This window comes from Bacillus sp. LL01 (assembly GCF_001037965.1).
Genome location: NZ_LFEL01000006.1, coordinates 110641 through 124513, shown reverse-complemented (window position 1 = coordinate 124513; position 13873 = coordinate 110641). Strand labels below are relative to the sequence as shown.

The following is a 13873-nucleotide window of genomic DNA, read 5'->3' as shown; positions in this document are numbered from 1 at the left end:
AGGTATAAGGAGTGCGGAGGTAGATAAGGAGGTTTCCAAAATGACAGATGTTTATAAGTCTATGAAGTTTGAGATAGTGACTGAAAGGCTTTACCTTCGCATGTGGGAAGAATCTGATGCGTCCTGGTACCGGGAGCTTGTTGGGGAACGGGGCGTGGACAAACCAACTCTCGAGGCTGCAAGGGATAAAATTATCCGTTTTCGTGAAAGAGCTAAGGAAAGCGGGATTAGTCTACTAGCTGTCTGTCGTCGGGATGAAGGAGATGTCATTGGGTATTGTGGTTTGATTATCGGCCGTTCCACCTTAGCAGAACCCGAGATTGCCTATGAGTTATTTAAAAGGGTGCACGGCCAAGGTTACGCAACGGAAGCCGCATCAGCAGTTATGGAAGCTGCAGTTGCCACTGGGAGGCGAAAAATTTGGTCTACTGTTCGTACCTGGAACCTTCCATCTTTTCGAGTTCTAGAGAAAATAGGATTCAAGCGACACCATAGTGATTGGGACGAAAACGGGGAGATCGTTTGGAACGTAAGAGATATTAATTAGAGGGACGGTTCTTTTGCTTCTTATGTAACATGGAAGCGCAAGAACCGTCCCTTCTCGCACTTTTTCGCAAAGAAAAATGAAACAATTTTCCATTCTATTCGTACTAAATTAGTAGAAAAGCGAAAGGGGATCTATCCATGTCAAAAAACATTTACATTGTCAGGCATTGCGAAGCACAAGGACAACCATCGGAATCACAGCTTACAGCAAGAGGATTTAAACAAGCACAAGAGTTAGCCTGATTCTTCTCCAACACACCAATAGACCGGATCCTATCAAGCCCCTTTTTACGTGCTATCCAATCTGTTGAACCATTGAGTAAGGAAATGAACATAAAGATAGAAATTGATGACCGCTTAGCTGAACGCACACTTAGCTCAGGGAATTTACCCGACTGGCTTGAAAAACTGGAAGCAACCTTCGATGACTTGGAGTTGAAATATGAAGGTGGAGAGTCTAGTAAAGAGGCGATGGACCGGATTGTCGAGGTGGTTGAAGAAGCTTTTAAAAGTGAAACGGAAAACACTTTAATCATTACACACGGAAATATCATGTCGCTGTTGCTGAAGAACTATAATGACAGATTTGGGTTTAATCACTGGAGGAATCTCAGCAATCCTGATGTGTTTCAGTTGAGGAAGGAACACAATGAAGTAAAGATGGAAAGGTTGTGGGGAAGAGGAAGTTAAGTACATATAAAATTACTTGGACTCTCTTTGATTTATAGGTAGCGTGGAAGCGGAAGAACCGTCCCTGGTTTAAAAAGGGCCGAGGAGTCTGTTTCCTTCGACCCACTCTCTTCAAGGTCGTTCTAAAACCTTAACAAGCATCCGATGAACTACCTCGTGATCTCGCGAATCATGCAGTTGATAGTCATCGCCAGGCAACGTGTACCATTCCGCGGCACCGACGTATGTAATCTCAAGTGAGAGAACACCATCATCATCGCAGGTGGTACGCAGTTCAAGTTCGCCAGTGATGACACCAACCTCGGCTGTCATGACTCCATGAGATGCAGTGAAAATTGATGATTTCTTTTCCATATGTAAGACTCCTCTCCATTTTAGATTGTTGCTATTCGCTTGTAAAAAGTCGGGAATTGGACTTTTTACCAAGAAAAATCGGCCTTTGGATTTTTCACAGTGTATCTACTTTCAAAATATCATGCAATCTCTCCGAATAACCAGGAAAAGAGCACGACAGCAACAATTATTACGGTCGTTGTAAAAATACGAAATAGCAACAAAGTTTACGAAAACAGCCTTGTATTAAAAGCATGACTGCAAGCTACTGTACTTGCAGTCACACATAGATTTAGTAAACGCAGCCGTTAAGCATTGTTTGCAAAGAAGATTTTTCTGAAGACTGAAGGTGAAGGTTCCAACGGTGTTTCGTGTTAATCCACCATTTCGCATATGCGCAGCGAGCTCCGGTGCGAGGTGGCTGCCATGTGGAAGGATCTTGGTCACCTTTAGAACGATTGACGCTTGCTGTTACCGCAATCAATTGTGGACCATTGAGATCGTTCGCGAAATTGCGACGCTGTTCGGTCGTCCAACTGCTTGCGCCGGAACGCCAAGCCTCGGCCAAAGGAACAATGTGATCAACATCAATCTCGGATGGCGAGTACACAATAACTCCATCAAAGTAACTATACCATTTTCCAGAAGTGACAGGGCAATTGCCGCTGTAATAGTCGGCATCACGTTGCAGGACGATTTGGCGAGTGTCACAGCCACTACCTTGGCCGCTCCAATGTGGGAATAGATCCCGCGAATAGCCGGTCATGGGGTCTTCGGATTTCACAGTCAATGAATTCAATTGCGATTGAGCTTCAGACTTGGATGGTGTTCCAGGGGGAAGTGCCGAGACCGTTTGGGGGTCAAGTTGCAAAGCAGAGAACGACAGGATGAATGCAAAAATAACCAACATGGATTTCTTCAGCATAGATATGCCTCCTACTATTAATTTTTTATATCAAAATCTCGTTTATGGACGAGACTTTAATAGTTTTAAATAGGGAAAGAATTTTTGTAGACTATGTATCTACTTGAAATGATAATATATAAAAGAGTCATAATAAGTTAAAATATTGTAAATATTAAGAAAAGGTACTGTTCTCCTGCGCCTGATGGATCAGGGAGAGTTGAAAGGAGTCGTGGGGACAGGTCCATTGACCCGGAATGTAGGTAAGGTCTAGCTTTCATATAGTAAGGCGATTTAATAAATAGTGAATTGGTTTAAAGGGAGAACTCAGATTAATGTTTAGGTAGAGTAGAAGTGGGTCTTGGTGCCTGTCCCTACAACCCAAGGAGGTTCCGTAAGATTATGACTCTGAAGCGTGTTCGGAAAATTCATGGTGATAGAATTGTCATTGAAGAGAAAAATCTACATGACTATATCAAATATATTCGTTCAAACAATGTAAAAAAAATTCAAATAAACGAACTCTATTATCGGAAAGAACATGTGGATTTTCTAGAGGAGTGCCCAGAGGTAGAAGACATTAATATTTCGAGCATTTATATCAAAAATATCGAAGGTTTGTATCATATGAAATCACTAAAAGAACTGGGAATTCATATTCCTGGAGTATCCCTAGATTTAAACAAACTGCCTGAACTAGTAGAGTTGGATTTAGAATGGAACAAAAATGTAAAAGGGTTAACATCCTGCTCAAATTTACGAGTACTCACCCTGTTAAAATATAAGCCCAAAAACAAAAACTTACAGGAAATAGAAGGGTTAAGGCATTTAACGTCCTTAACACTTACTCAATCAAATATTTCATCCTTCCAAGGCTGTTCGTCTTTATTAAATCTGAAAAGAGTAGAACTAAATTATATTAGAAATGAATTAGACTTAAATGAATTAAAACAAGCACAAAGCCTTGAAGAAGTAAGAATAGAAAATTGTAGTAAACTCCTAAATCTAGACTTTTTAAATGAATTGGAGAAAAGTCACAGAGAAAGGTCCATTGGCCCGGAATGTAAGGGGAAGGCCTAGCTTTCATAAAGTAAGGTGTCTTAATAAACAGTGAAAGGAATCATAGGGAGAACTCAAATTAAAGTTTAGCTAGAGTAAAGGACGGTTAATTGGTCACGGTGCCTGTCCCTACAACCCAAAAAAGAGGTGTAAACCATGCTAACAAACGAACAACTACAACAAATCAAACAACTCCAAATTGCCTGTGAAAAAGAAGGGGGCTTCGAGCTGAAACTGAATGAAGATATGCTCCAAACTCGGGATGACAACAGCAAAGAAGACTTCTTCCATTATGAAGATGAACGTCTGGTAGGTTTCCTTGGCTGCTACGGATTCGGTAATAAAATTGAGATGACTGGTATGGTACACCCAGACTACCGAAGAAAAGGGTTTTTCACAAAATTGTTTGCTGAAGCGGTAGCAGAGACGAAGAAGCGAGAGATAACGACTATCTTGTTGAATGCGCCGAGCTCCTCTCAAAGCGCGAAGAAATTTCTAGACCGCATTCCTTGTACCTTTTATATAGCGGAGTATCAAATGAAATGGGAAACAGGTGAGTTATATGATGATCCGGCTGTAATCATAAGGCCATCAACGTCACAAGAAGATTTTGAAGCGGAAATTCAATTGGAAGTAGCCTGCTTTGATTTTACAGAACAAGAAGCGCGAGCCTTTAACAAGCGAATGAAGGAACTCAACAGCGAAGACATGTTCATCATCGAAGCGCAAGATCGAACTGCTGGAAAAATCCGCGTCTCCGAAACGAACGGAGAAGCCTGGATATATGGATTCGCTGTGTTTCCAGAACTCCAAGGCAAAGGAATTGGCAGGAAAGCCTTATCTAAAGTGGTGAAAATGGAAAGTGAAAAAGGACTGCCTGTCTTTTTAGAGGTAGAAGCGAAGAATGCCCATGCGCTAAAACTCTATGAATCTTGTGGATTTAGGAGTTATCATTCTCAGGATTACTATAGGTATGGAATTTAGAAGGGGCTTTAAGAAAGAATAATAGGTGTTTGTAAATTGGGGAGGGGAACCATGATCAAACGAATCGCCATCATCAGCCTTATTGCAGTCATCCTAGGAATAGTAGCATACAATAGCAGGTTTTACTACGCATCCCTGCCGATAGAATCCGTAAGTAAAAAAGAAGTCTTGCAGTCTATCAATAACTCTTCAGAACCCATCGTGAAAATTGCAAACGAGGATGGCTATGAGTGGTTTATTACTCGGGATGAGCATGGACAAGACGATGAAAACATAAAACTGCTAATGAAAGAACATGGCTGGGAGTTTCAGACTCAAGATGGTAGTGGTTACTTTTTTGAAAAAGAGGACGCGGATTTAATTGTAACCACACAAATGTGGACAGGGAAGTATGTGATTGTGCAGGTTCCTCAAGATTGGAAAGAGTAATGGAGGTCAAGGTAGGTGGATTAATGAATAACGACAAGGAATATGCCAATGTGCCAGAAGGAGACACCATCAGCTATGACCAATTTGTATATTATTTAGAGCAAGGACGGGAAATTGAATTTATATACAAGGATCAATTGTATTTTATCGATAATGCTAAAAAAGGAAGAGCTTTGTGGAGGGGACAAACACAATTATCGGATTATAGTGTAGGAGACGGTGGCACATTATTGGGATCGTTTAAAATAAACCGTGACAGTTTGGGAGACCTAATAAAAAATAAGAAGTTAAGAATCTCTACAATTTTTTAAGGAGTTTGGTAGGGGATCCGCAAAAGCACAATTTTACAAGTGGGTCATGGTGCCTGTCCCCTTGATCCAGTTTGCATAACAGTAGAGGAGATTGTAAAGGATGACCAACCCAAAACCAATCTTAAAAGATTTTCCATCAGAGTTCACCACAGATAGACTCTTGATCAGAATGCCTTTGCCAGGAGATGGTCCGGTGGTACATGAAGCCATCATCCATTCTCTTTCTGAGCTGAAGCCATGGATGATTTTTGCGCAACAAGACCAGACAGTGGAAGATGTGGAAGCGAATATAAGGGAAAGCCATTCAGAATTTTTGCAGCGAAAGGATTTAAGGCTTTTGGTTTTCTTAAAAGAAACCGGTGAGTTCGTAGCTTCGTCAGGCTTGCATCGTATCGACTGGTCCATTCCGAAATTTGAAGTCGGTTATTGGATCGATTCTCGGTTCAGCGGCAAGGGCTACATCACCGAAGCGGTGGAAGGCATTACCCAGTTCGCCTTTGAACAACTGAAGGCAAAGCGTGTCGAGATTCGTTGCGATTCTAATAACGTGAAGAGTCGTGCGGTTGCAGAGAGAGCCGGATATACGCTGGAGGGAATTCTCAAAAATAGTGAACGCGAAGTGAATGGGAATCTGCGGGATACTTGTGTGTTTGCGAAAGTGAAATGAACGAATGAAATTACATACTTGTATGGAGGAGGCAAGTGAGTAGGATGCTTGTCTTTTTTTTGTGTAGAAATGGGTCAAGGTACCTGTCCCCCCGACGCCCTCCTCAGTTTGACACGCAACCTTTTAGTTGCATATAATTAAAATATGAACAAAGATGTAATTTTCAAAGCGCTCAGCGATTCGACCAGACGGCATATTTTAGATGAACTAACTGAACGAAATGAGCAAACGTTGTATGAACTCACTGTACGTCTCATTATGAAGCATGAACTATCCATCTCACGGCAAGCGATAGCGAAACACCTTGCAGTATTAGAAGCTGCTGGACTTGTAAAGTCGGAAAGAAAAGGTAAATATCGAGTGATCATTTTCAACAACGAACCACTAAAAAACTTACTGAAAGGATGGATTGAGTAAGGCCGAGTTACTTATCAAAGGAGGAACATACATGATGAAAATCATTGTTACAAGTTTATTTGTTCAAGATCAGGACAAGGCATTGGAGTTCTATACAGAAAAACTGGATTTTGTGAAAAAACATGACATTCCGGTCGGTGAGCATAGGTGGATTGCCCTTGTATCTGCAGAAGAAAAAGACGGTACAGAACTTTTACTAGAACCAAATGTCCACCCCGCAGCAAAAGAATATCAAAAGAAGATTTTCTCAGAAGGTATTCCTGCAACCATGTTTGGTGTTGCAGACATTCACAAGGAATACGAGCGATTGGTTAAAAAAGGAGTAACGTTCACGATGGAGCCTACAGAAATGGGTGGAGTCACCATCGCAGTATTTGACGATACTTGCGGCAACCTTATTCAAATCGCACAACAGTAATGTAGGTGGTGGGAAAATGGATAGTATAATGAAATCGCAATTTGAAAAATCAAAGTTCGGCGATAAAGAAGAGCGTTATGAAGCTTATCAGTATATCTTGAATGCCACAGAAGAAAAAGTGGATTGGACTTATGAAGTTTGGGATCAACTCTTAGCGGATTTAACGCATAAAGATAACCATCAGCGCTCTCGGGTAGCACAATATTTAGCGAATCTAGCAAAAAGCGATCCAGAGATGAGAATGATGAAAGATTTTCCTAAGTTATGGGAAGTCACAAAAGATGTAAAATTTGTTACAGCTAGGCATAGTCTTCAATCGATATGGAAAGTTGGGCTTGCAGGGACACCGCAAAAGGAAATGGTTATGGAATACATGAGCGATCGTTTCAAAAATGGAACGGAAGAAAAGAACTATACCCTAATTCGTCATGACATTATCCAAAACATGAAAGACTTACACGACCACTTCCAAGACGAAGCAATAAAACAAACTGCTCTAGACCTAATTGACACAGTTGATGACCAAAAATACAAGAAAAAGTACCTGGCTGTTTGGAAATAGGAAGCGTGGAAGTGTGTTTCTCGTTCAAAAAGAAGGAATCTGTACAATACTTAAAGGAAAAGCTTTTCTTCTTACCAGAAGGAAGCTTTTTCTTTTTGTTAGGCTCTTTTCTCAAAGATTGTTGCTATCACTGAGTAAAAAGTCGGCAATTGGACTTTTTACGAAGAAAAATCGGCCTTTGGATTTTTCACGAAGAAAAATCGGCCTTTGGATTTTTCACAGCTTAGGAATGCTAAAATGGCATGCGAGTTACCTTGTATAGCAAGGAAAAGAGCACGACAGCAAGGAATATAACGGTTAGTTTATAAATGCGAAAAAGCAACAAAGTATGCGAAAACAACCTTTCATTAAGATTTTGTGCACATTAATAAATAATATATATTTATTGAAAAACAATAAATTAAATGGTAAATTCAAATTATCACGATGAAGCGAGGTGCTTTTATGAAACAAGGTTCTACACTCTTTTTGAAAATAGCGGTATTTCTTATTGGGACACCGGTTTTTACTTTATGTATAGTTGGGTTGTTTTCGTTGATGAAAAACCCGGTAAGTACTGATTACGTTTATATCCTCTATCCTATTGTAACCGGGATGTTTTTGACCACCATTCCGTTTTATTTTGCATTGTATCAGGCGTTAAAGCTTTTAGGATATATTGATAAGAATGAGGCGTTCTCGCAATTTTCCGTAGAAGCTTTAAAGAAAATTAAATTATGTGCGATTGCAATCAGTTGCGTGTATGTAGTAATCATGCCTTTTATATTTCTTTTAGCAGACAAAGATGATGCGCCAGGGGCGTTAATTATTGGAATGGTTCCTATCTTTGCCTCTATCGTAATTGCCGTATTCAGCGCGGTCCTTCAGAAGCTTTTACAGGTAGCCATTGACATAAAATCTGAAAATGACTTAACAGTGTGAGGTGAAAACAGTGGCCATAATCATAAATATTGATGTCATGTTGGCAAAAAGAAAAATGAGCGTCACCGAACTCTCCGAAAGAGTCGGAATAACAATGGCAAACCTCTCCATCCTCAAGAATGGCAAAGCCAAAGCCATCCGCTTCTCCACCCTCGAGGCCGTCTGCAAAGCTCTCGACTGCCAACCAGGAGACATTTTGGAGTATAGACTCGAGGAGGAGTAGTTAAAGTGGAAAGCATTACGAGGATTATTACAATACCGTTGGTTGTTATACATCTTTTAATAGCATACTTTTGGATTTTCGATTGGGAGAAGTTAGTGACAGAAGTTGGTCTGATTAGTTGGACAGGGTCTATTATTATAGGAATTGTTATTTTTATAGTAAACCGAAATTCAATCACCTCTGACCCTAAGTTTAACCTAAGCAAAAAGATAGTCTCGGCAACAACTTTTATGACTATATTATTGGGAGTTTTCGCATTGGTGATTGAGTTTATTACTAGTTCAATGCCTTAGCATTATAATGTGATTCATTTAGGGAGGTTTCTATCGATTAAGCGGAGCGGTAGAAACCTCTTTTTTAAAAAGATAAGTATATAATTCTGTTGATTTCCGTTCCAGGCGCTTCGTTTTCCAGCGGGCGGTCCGTAAGCCTCCTCATTCCGTTGCGGGGTCTTACCAGTCCCTTCCTCCCGCGGGACTTCGCGCCTTCCACTGCAATCAACAAGTTAATTTCATTCACCGAAAGGAAAACTAAAAACTATATAAATGAGGTGATTGGTTTCTAGCTGTGTATTGGAGCAAATAGCGTAGCCTCCTTGAAAATGCGAGCATTTTCTGCGTGCGATGTATCGCTGCCGTAGCCTTCCTTGTCCTACGGGGGAGAAGCGACAATCTTGAGACCCCTCAAGCGTTGTGAGGAGGCTCAAGGTCGCCCTTAGATAAGCGAAGCTATTTGCGGAAAGGAACAGAGGCGATTAACCAATCAACTAAAATTTTTTGCTTTAAGGACCGGCGGTTTTTGCCCGGTTTTTCTTAGAAATTGTAGAACGTTGGTGTTGAAAGGTAGAAGAATGTCTGGGAAATGTAGAAGTAAACTCGGGAAATGTAGAAGCTGACCGTAAAAAGGTAGAAGGTGAAGGTTGAAAGGTAGAACAGTATGAAAGCATAGTGAAATATACAAGCAAGTAAGTAAGCCACAACCTCAACTGGCAAGCCCATCCCCCATATGGTACAATCGGAACAGCGATTTTAACGTGAAGGAAGAGAAAATACATGACAGACTTACCCGTACAAAAAAACGAATACTACGATGTCACCGTCCAGGACTTAACCCATGACGGCGCCGGTGTAGCAAAAATAGATGGCTTTCCGGTCTTCGTCCAAAACGCCCTGCCAGATGAAGAGATCAAAGTCAAAATCATTAAGGTGAAAAAAGGCTATGCATTTGGCAGGCTTGAGGAAACTTACAAGACAAGCCCTTATCGTGTCGATGCTCCATGCCCAATCTACAAGCAATGCGGAGGCTGCCAGCTTCAGCATTTGAGCTATGAAGGTCAACTTGTTGCGAAGCAAAAGCAGGTCAAGGATGTCCTCGAACGCATCGGACACCTAAAGGACGTTCCGGTTCATCCGGTACTCGGAATGGACCACAACCCATGGCGTTACCGCAATAAAGCCCAGGTTCCAATCGGTGAGCGCGAAGGCGGACTGATTGCAGGGTTCTACCAACAGCGCAGTCACGAAATTATCGACATGAAGGAATGCCTGATTCAGCAAGAAATAAACGATCGTGTGGTCCAAACGGTCCGAGAAATTTGCGACAAGCATGGCGTGCGTGCTTATAACGAAAAAACACATAAAGGTGTGCTTCGTCATGTCATGGCCCGATACGGTCTAGTCACCGGCGAAATCATGGTCGTGCTCATCACTCGAACACCAGATGTCCCGAATCGCAAGGCAATTGTGGAAGAGATTGCAGCCGCCCTGCCGGAAGTGAAATCCGTTGTGCAAAACGTGAACACTAAGAAAACAAATGTGATTTTCGGAGATGAAACGCACGTGCTTTGGGGCAACGAGTACATTTACGACTTCATCGGCGACATCAAGTTTGCAATTTCCGCCAGATCCTTCTATCAGGTCAACCCTGAGCAGACGAAGGTTCTATATGATAAAGCACTTGAGTACGCCGAACTGACCGGAGAAGAAACCGTTATTGACGCTTACTGCGGAATCGGAACTATCTCCTTGTTCCTGGCACAAAAGGCGAAAAAAGTGTACGGAGTAGAAATAGTGCCAGAAGCGATTGAAGATGCAAAGCGAAACTCTGAACTGAACGGGATAACAAATGCAGAATTCGGAGTGGGCGAAGCGGAAGTCGTCATCCCTAAATGGTATAAAGAAGGCATTACAGCAGATGTGCTTGTGGTGGATCCACCGCGTAAAGGCTGTGATGAAGCGTTGCTTAAAACAATCTTGGAAATGAAACCGAAGAAGGTTGTCTATGTATCCTGTAACCCGGCGACACTTGCGAGAGATCTGCGAGTGTTGGAGGATGGAGGATATAAGACGGTCGAAGTGCAGCCAGTGGATATGTTCCCACACACCGTCCATTGTGAGGCTGTTGCTAGGATTGAATTAAATCCCACTTTATAATATCTAGAACCCCATCAAACCTTTATGTAGAAGAGTTTGATGGGGTTTTTGCTTTAGGGGACAGGTCCCTTGTTTCCATTAATGTTGTGAAGAAGCATCGGGAACCGTCCCCGATGCTCCCCCATAATGGTTTTCAAAAGAGGAAACATTTTCAATGTCCCTCGAAACAGAATTGATTTTTCCTCGGTTTTGTTGAACCTTGCACTTCTTATCGAATAGTATATGGGCAGAGAGAGTGTACCCATTTTATATTTCAACTTAACTCATGGAAAATTTACCTAATGGGAAGTGAATATCATGCAGACTTTTTACACAGTACGATCAGGTGATACGTTATACGAGATTTCCAGGAGATGGGGAATTCCGACAGATTCACTTATTTCTGCAAATAATTTGAATCCTCCTTACACTATTCATATAGGTCAACAGCTCTCCGTTCCTCCTGGGGTTGACAAAGTGCGTGTTAGACAAGGAGATTCCGTGTATCGAATTTCACAATTATATAAAGTGCCATCTTCAGTGATAGTGGAGGCAAATCAACTTCGACCACCTTATGTCATTCAGATCGGTCAATTCTTAAAGGTTCCACCAGGTGTTCCTTATTACATCGTACAACCAGGGGATACACTGTATCAGCTTGCAGGGAGGTTTAATGTACTAACAAACGGGGAGCCGAATTATGAGCTTATTCGGAATGTAAACCAACTTCCATCCTCCCACCTATTTCCCGGTATGAAGTTAATGATTCCATACGCCCCTCCTGGTGACCAAGGACGGATTGCCTATACCTCTGATCGGGGAGGGCATTATGATATTTGGTTATATAATCCCCTGACGGGAGAGAACTTGCAGCTCACCAGTGGATTAGGTGATTCCTTCTCAAGACCTGAATGGTCACCGAATAGTAGGAGAATTGCGTTTGTAGGAAAGAACAGAATAATAAATGTTATTGAGGTTGCAACAGGTTCCATTGCTCAAATCGACCAGATGGAAGAAGAGGTTGAGTTCAAATTGGATTGGTCACCTGACAGCACCCAAATTGCTTATACAAAACAAGGTCACATTATCTTGTACGACGTACTGTCTCATCACGTGCAAAGCATTCAACAACCTAATTCAACAGATGTTCAATGGTTTCCGAATGGTATGGAACTGCTTTTTCAGGCACCGGATGAAACAGGAATTAGTCAGCTTTACCGAAATCAAACCGACGGGACAGGGAAACAGCAAATTACAAGTAACACAGAAGGACGGCTTAATAATCCCCAGCTATCACCCGACGGAAGCTTTGTACTATATACAACACCAGGTGTCAGTATCTCCATCATTCACACCATTGAGCTCTCAACAGGGAATGTGTTCGAAGTAAAAGGAGGACCGCTTGCAAAAAATTATTATCCGAAATGGTCTCCCGATTCTTTAAAAATTGCCTATAGCGCTACCGCCTTTGAAGATAGAGGGTATTTTTCGCAAGTTCGAACGGTGGGGAGGCGAGGGGAAGAGGATCGAATTTGGGCTATATCTAATTGTTTTGCATCACCTGTCACGTGGTCTACGGACGGAACAAATATTGCATATCTTAGTGGGTGCAGGGAACAGGAATTCGCCCATGAAATGTGGACTATCGACCTCCATCGGCCCGTTCCAATTCGACTAATTGAAGGAGTTAACATTCAGTCACTTCAATGGTCTCCCACTGCCATAATGGATGTAACCCAAAACACATATACGAACACTACCTACAAGGTTAGTTTCCAATATCCATCAAACTGGCGAAAAGTGAACGAGGAAAGATACGAAGGTGCGGACGGTTTTTTTCAAATATCAGCTATTTCAGCTGGTGAAAACTTGGATGAAGTGTGCCATGGGGAAGCTTTCCATCCATTAATGCCCTATGGATCCTTGCCAAGAATAATAAAGGCAAGAATTCAAAATCAAGAAGCATGCTACATTTTTCCCTCTGTAGACCAACCAACAGAAATGTTGAATCAATCCGCTTTAATCGTAAGGTATCCAATTCCTATTAAATTCCAGGGTGAAACTTACAATTACTTCATCTTATGGACAGACCAACCGCATATGAAGGAAATAGCTTCAAACTTAACCTTCTTATAGAACAATTATTTTCCTATCCCAAGTTCAAGATTAGTAAGAGAAATTGTTAACTCACCAACTATCTCATGTGTTGCTACATACACTCTGGACATTGTGAGGCTGTGGCGAGGATGGAATTAAAATCAAAATGATAATTTCTAATACTCCATCCAACCATTATCTAATAGGGTTGGATGGGGTTTTTACGTTATGCTAAGGTATCTTAATGACCTTCGAATATCCTCAAGAATAATAAAGCTTAAATTGATAATAATAACCCTTATCTGAACAAATACGGGAAGGGGTAAACCATTTTGCTAAAAAAAGCACTGATATTCTTTACTATTTTGGGACTACTTACTGCTTGCGGAGGCAATAAAGATGAAGCGGGTAAAGAAACCCAAAATGCTGCTGATAAGGTACAAGCGAAAAAGATGGCTAATAGAGGAGATTTCACTACAGCTGAAGAATTAGAAGAGATGGATTTTGATTCCAAGGATTTCAAGTGGGAAGACATTTATTTGTCAGAGCAAACGTTTAATGACATCCTTTACAGGTTTACCGAACCGAACGATCAAGGGGATGTACTACTGAAAAGGGCAGAGTTAGTAGAATGGGACACGGTGGAGCTAGTGATTAATAATTCTGAAGGAGATTCACTAGAAAATTCTCTTCAGGCTGTGTTTCTGGATTCGATTGTTCGGCAGCTATATAAGCATTCTGAGTTATATAATGGTGAAGAACCACATATCCGTACGATGGATTTAAACCGGGTAGTACTAGCTGAGAATAAAGAACCAATTAACTTTGGGCAAGGAAAGAAGAAGGGAAAAGGAAAAGAATAAGTTTAAACTGTAGTCAGGACTGCGAATTCCTTTTGTAT

The 13873-nt window shown here is 41.4% G+C and carries 16 protein-coding genes and 1 pseudogene; 15 read left to right on the top strand and 2 right to left on the bottom strand.

Annotated elements, in window-relative coordinates:
• Window positions 1–40 precede the first annotated feature (40 nt).
• Together AB685_RS17485 and AB685_RS17480 are read left to right on the top strand one after the other, a co-directional pair.
• Window positions 41–547: a GNAT family N-acetyltransferase gene (locus AB685_RS17485; RefSeq protein ID WP_047971886.1), complete on the top strand. Its 507-nt coding sequence runs from the start codon at window positions 41–43 to the stop codon at window positions 545–547.
• A gap of 257 nt (window positions 548–804) precedes the next feature.
• Window positions 805–1236: pseudogene (locus tag AB685_RS17480) on the top strand (histidine phosphatase family protein); the annotation flags it as partial.
• Between the two features lie 111 nt (window positions 1237–1347).
• On the opposite strand, the gene AB685_RS17475 reads toward AB685_RS17480, so the two are convergent.
• Both AB685_RS17475 and AB685_RS17470 read right to left on the bottom strand, forming a co-directional pair.
• A complete protein-coding gene (locus AB685_RS17475) occupies window positions 1348–1662 on the bottom strand; it encodes a hypothetical protein (RefSeq protein ID WP_241773334.1) in 315 nt (104 codons plus the stop codon).
• A gap of 199 nt (window positions 1663–1861) precedes the next feature.
• Window positions 1862–2494, bottom strand: coding sequence for an HNH endonuclease family protein (locus AB685_RS17470; protein ID WP_047971884.1), 633 nt, complete (start codon window positions 2492–2494; stop codon window positions 1862–1864).
• Window positions 2495–2875: 381 nt separating this feature from the next.
• Between AB685_RS17470 and AB685_RS17465 the strand changes: the two genes are divergently transcribed.
• From AB685_RS17465 to AB685_RS17395, 13 genes are all read left to right on the top strand, one after another.
• Window positions 2876–3553 carry a hypothetical protein gene (locus AB685_RS17465; RefSeq protein WP_053073871.1) on the top strand — a complete coding sequence of 226 codons (678 nt, stop codon included), beginning with the start codon at window positions 2876–2878 and terminating at the stop codon, window positions 3551–3553.
• Window positions 3554–3688: 135 nt separating this feature from the next.
• Window positions 3689–4516 carry a GNAT family N-acetyltransferase gene (locus AB685_RS17460; protein WP_047971883.1) on the top strand — a complete coding sequence of 276 codons (828 nt, stop codon included), beginning with the start codon at window positions 3689–3691 and terminating at the stop codon, window positions 4514–4516.
• 51 nt (window positions 4517–4567) lie between these two features.
• Window positions 4568–4945 (top strand): hypothetical protein, encoded by a 378-nt coding sequence (locus AB685_RS17455; RefSeq protein ID WP_047971882.1) that lies wholly within the window; start codon window positions 4568–4570, stop codon window positions 4943–4945.
• A gap of 23 nt (window positions 4946–4968) precedes the next feature.
• Entirely contained in the window at window positions 4969–5256 is a 288-nt protein-coding gene (locus AB685_RS17450) for a hypothetical protein (RefSeq protein WP_128755896.1), read from the top strand.
• Between the two features lie 100 nt (window positions 5257–5356).
• On the top strand, window positions 5357–5923 hold the full coding sequence (locus AB685_RS17445; protein ID WP_047971880.1) for a GNAT family N-acetyltransferase: 567 nt from the start codon (window positions 5357–5359) through the stop codon (window positions 5921–5923).
• Window positions 5924–6067: 144 nt separating this feature from the next.
• Window positions 6068–6340 (top strand): metalloregulator ArsR/SmtB family transcription factor, encoded by a 273-nt coding sequence (locus AB685_RS17440; RefSeq protein WP_047971879.1) that lies wholly within the window; start codon window positions 6068–6070, stop codon window positions 6338–6340.
• A gap of 34 nt (window positions 6341–6374) precedes the next feature.
• A complete protein-coding gene (locus tag AB685_RS17435; protein ID WP_047972033.1) occupies window positions 6375–6758 on the top strand; it encodes a VOC family protein in 384 nt (127 codons plus the stop codon).
• A gap of 16 nt (window positions 6759–6774) precedes the next feature.
• Entirely contained in the window at window positions 6775–7320 is a 546-nt protein-coding gene (locus AB685_RS17430) for a hypothetical protein (RefSeq protein WP_047971878.1), read from the top strand.
• Between the two features lie 444 nt (window positions 7321–7764).
• The gene (locus AB685_RS17420) at window positions 7765–8241 is read left to right on the top strand and encodes a DUF2975 domain-containing protein (protein WP_047971876.1); all 477 of its coding nucleotides are present in this window, start codon (window positions 7765–7767) and stop codon (window positions 8239–8241) included.
• Between the two features lie 10 nt (window positions 8242–8251).
• Entirely contained in the window at window positions 8252–8464 is a 213-nt protein-coding gene (locus AB685_RS17415) for a helix-turn-helix transcriptional regulator (RefSeq protein WP_047971875.1), read from the top strand.
• Window positions 8465–9516: 1052 nt separating this feature from the next.
• Window positions 9517–10896, top strand: coding sequence for a 23S rRNA (uracil(1939)-C(5))-methyltransferase RlmD (rlmD, locus tag AB685_RS17405; protein WP_047971873.1), 1380 nt, complete (start codon window positions 9517–9519; stop codon window positions 10894–10896).
• A gap of 297 nt (window positions 10897–11193) precedes the next feature.
• Window positions 11194–13011 carry a LysM peptidoglycan-binding domain-containing protein gene (locus AB685_RS17400; protein ID WP_047971872.1) on the top strand — a complete coding sequence of 606 codons (1818 nt, stop codon included), beginning with the start codon at window positions 11194–11196 and terminating at the stop codon, window positions 13009–13011.
• 293 nt (window positions 13012–13304) lie between these two features.
• Window positions 13305–13835, top strand: a complete 531-nt coding sequence (locus AB685_RS17395; protein WP_047971871.1) for a hypothetical protein — start codon at window positions 13305–13307, stop codon at window positions 13833–13835.
• The last annotated feature ends 38 nt before the right edge of the window (window positions 13836–13873 follow it).

Bases quoted from the DNA above. Each gene is read 5' to 3' on its own strand.
- AB685_RS17485 (WP_047971886.1), top strand. From the start codon at position 41: ATGACAGATGTTTATAAGTCTATGAAGTTTGAGATAGTGACTGAAAGG.
- AB685_RS17470 (WP_047971884.1), bottom strand. From the start codon at position 2,494: ATGCTGAAGAAATCCATGTTGGTTATTTTTGCATTCATCCTGTCGTTC.
- AB685_RS17465 (WP_053073871.1), top strand. From the start codon at position 2,876: ATGACTCTGAAGCGTGTTCGGAAAATTCATGGTGATAGAATTGTCATT.
- AB685_RS17460 (WP_047971883.1), top strand. From the start codon at position 3,689: ATGCTAACAAACGAACAACTACAACAAATCAAACAACTCCAAATTGCC.
- AB685_RS17455 (WP_047971882.1), top strand. From the start codon at position 4,568: ATGATCAAACGAATCGCCATCATCAGCCTTATTGCAGTCATCCTAGGA.
- AB685_RS17450 (WP_128755896.1), top strand. From the start codon at position 4,969: ATGAATAACGACAAGGAATATGCCAATGTGCCAGAAGGAGACACCATC.
- AB685_RS17445 (WP_047971880.1), top strand. From the start codon at position 5,357: ATGACCAACCCAAAACCAATCTTAAAAGATTTTCCATCAGAGTTCACC.
- AB685_RS17440 (WP_047971879.1), top strand. From the start codon at position 6,068: ATGAACAAAGATGTAATTTTCAAAGCGCTCAGCGATTCGACCAGACGG.
- AB685_RS17435 (WP_047972033.1), top strand. From the start codon at position 6,375: ATGAAAATCATTGTTACAAGTTTATTTGTTCAAGATCAGGACAAGGCA.
- AB685_RS17430 (WP_047971878.1), top strand. From the start codon at position 6,775: ATGGATAGTATAATGAAATCGCAATTTGAAAAATCAAAGTTCGGCGAT.
- AB685_RS17420 (WP_047971876.1), top strand. From the start codon at position 7,765: ATGAAACAAGGTTCTACACTCTTTTTGAAAATAGCGGTATTTCTTATT.
- rlmD (WP_047971873.1), top strand. From the start codon at position 9,517: ATGACAGACTTACCCGTACAAAAAAACGAATACTACGATGTCACCGTC.
- AB685_RS17400 (WP_047971872.1), top strand. From the start codon at position 11,194: ATGCAGACTTTTTACACAGTACGATCAGGTGATACGTTATACGAGATT.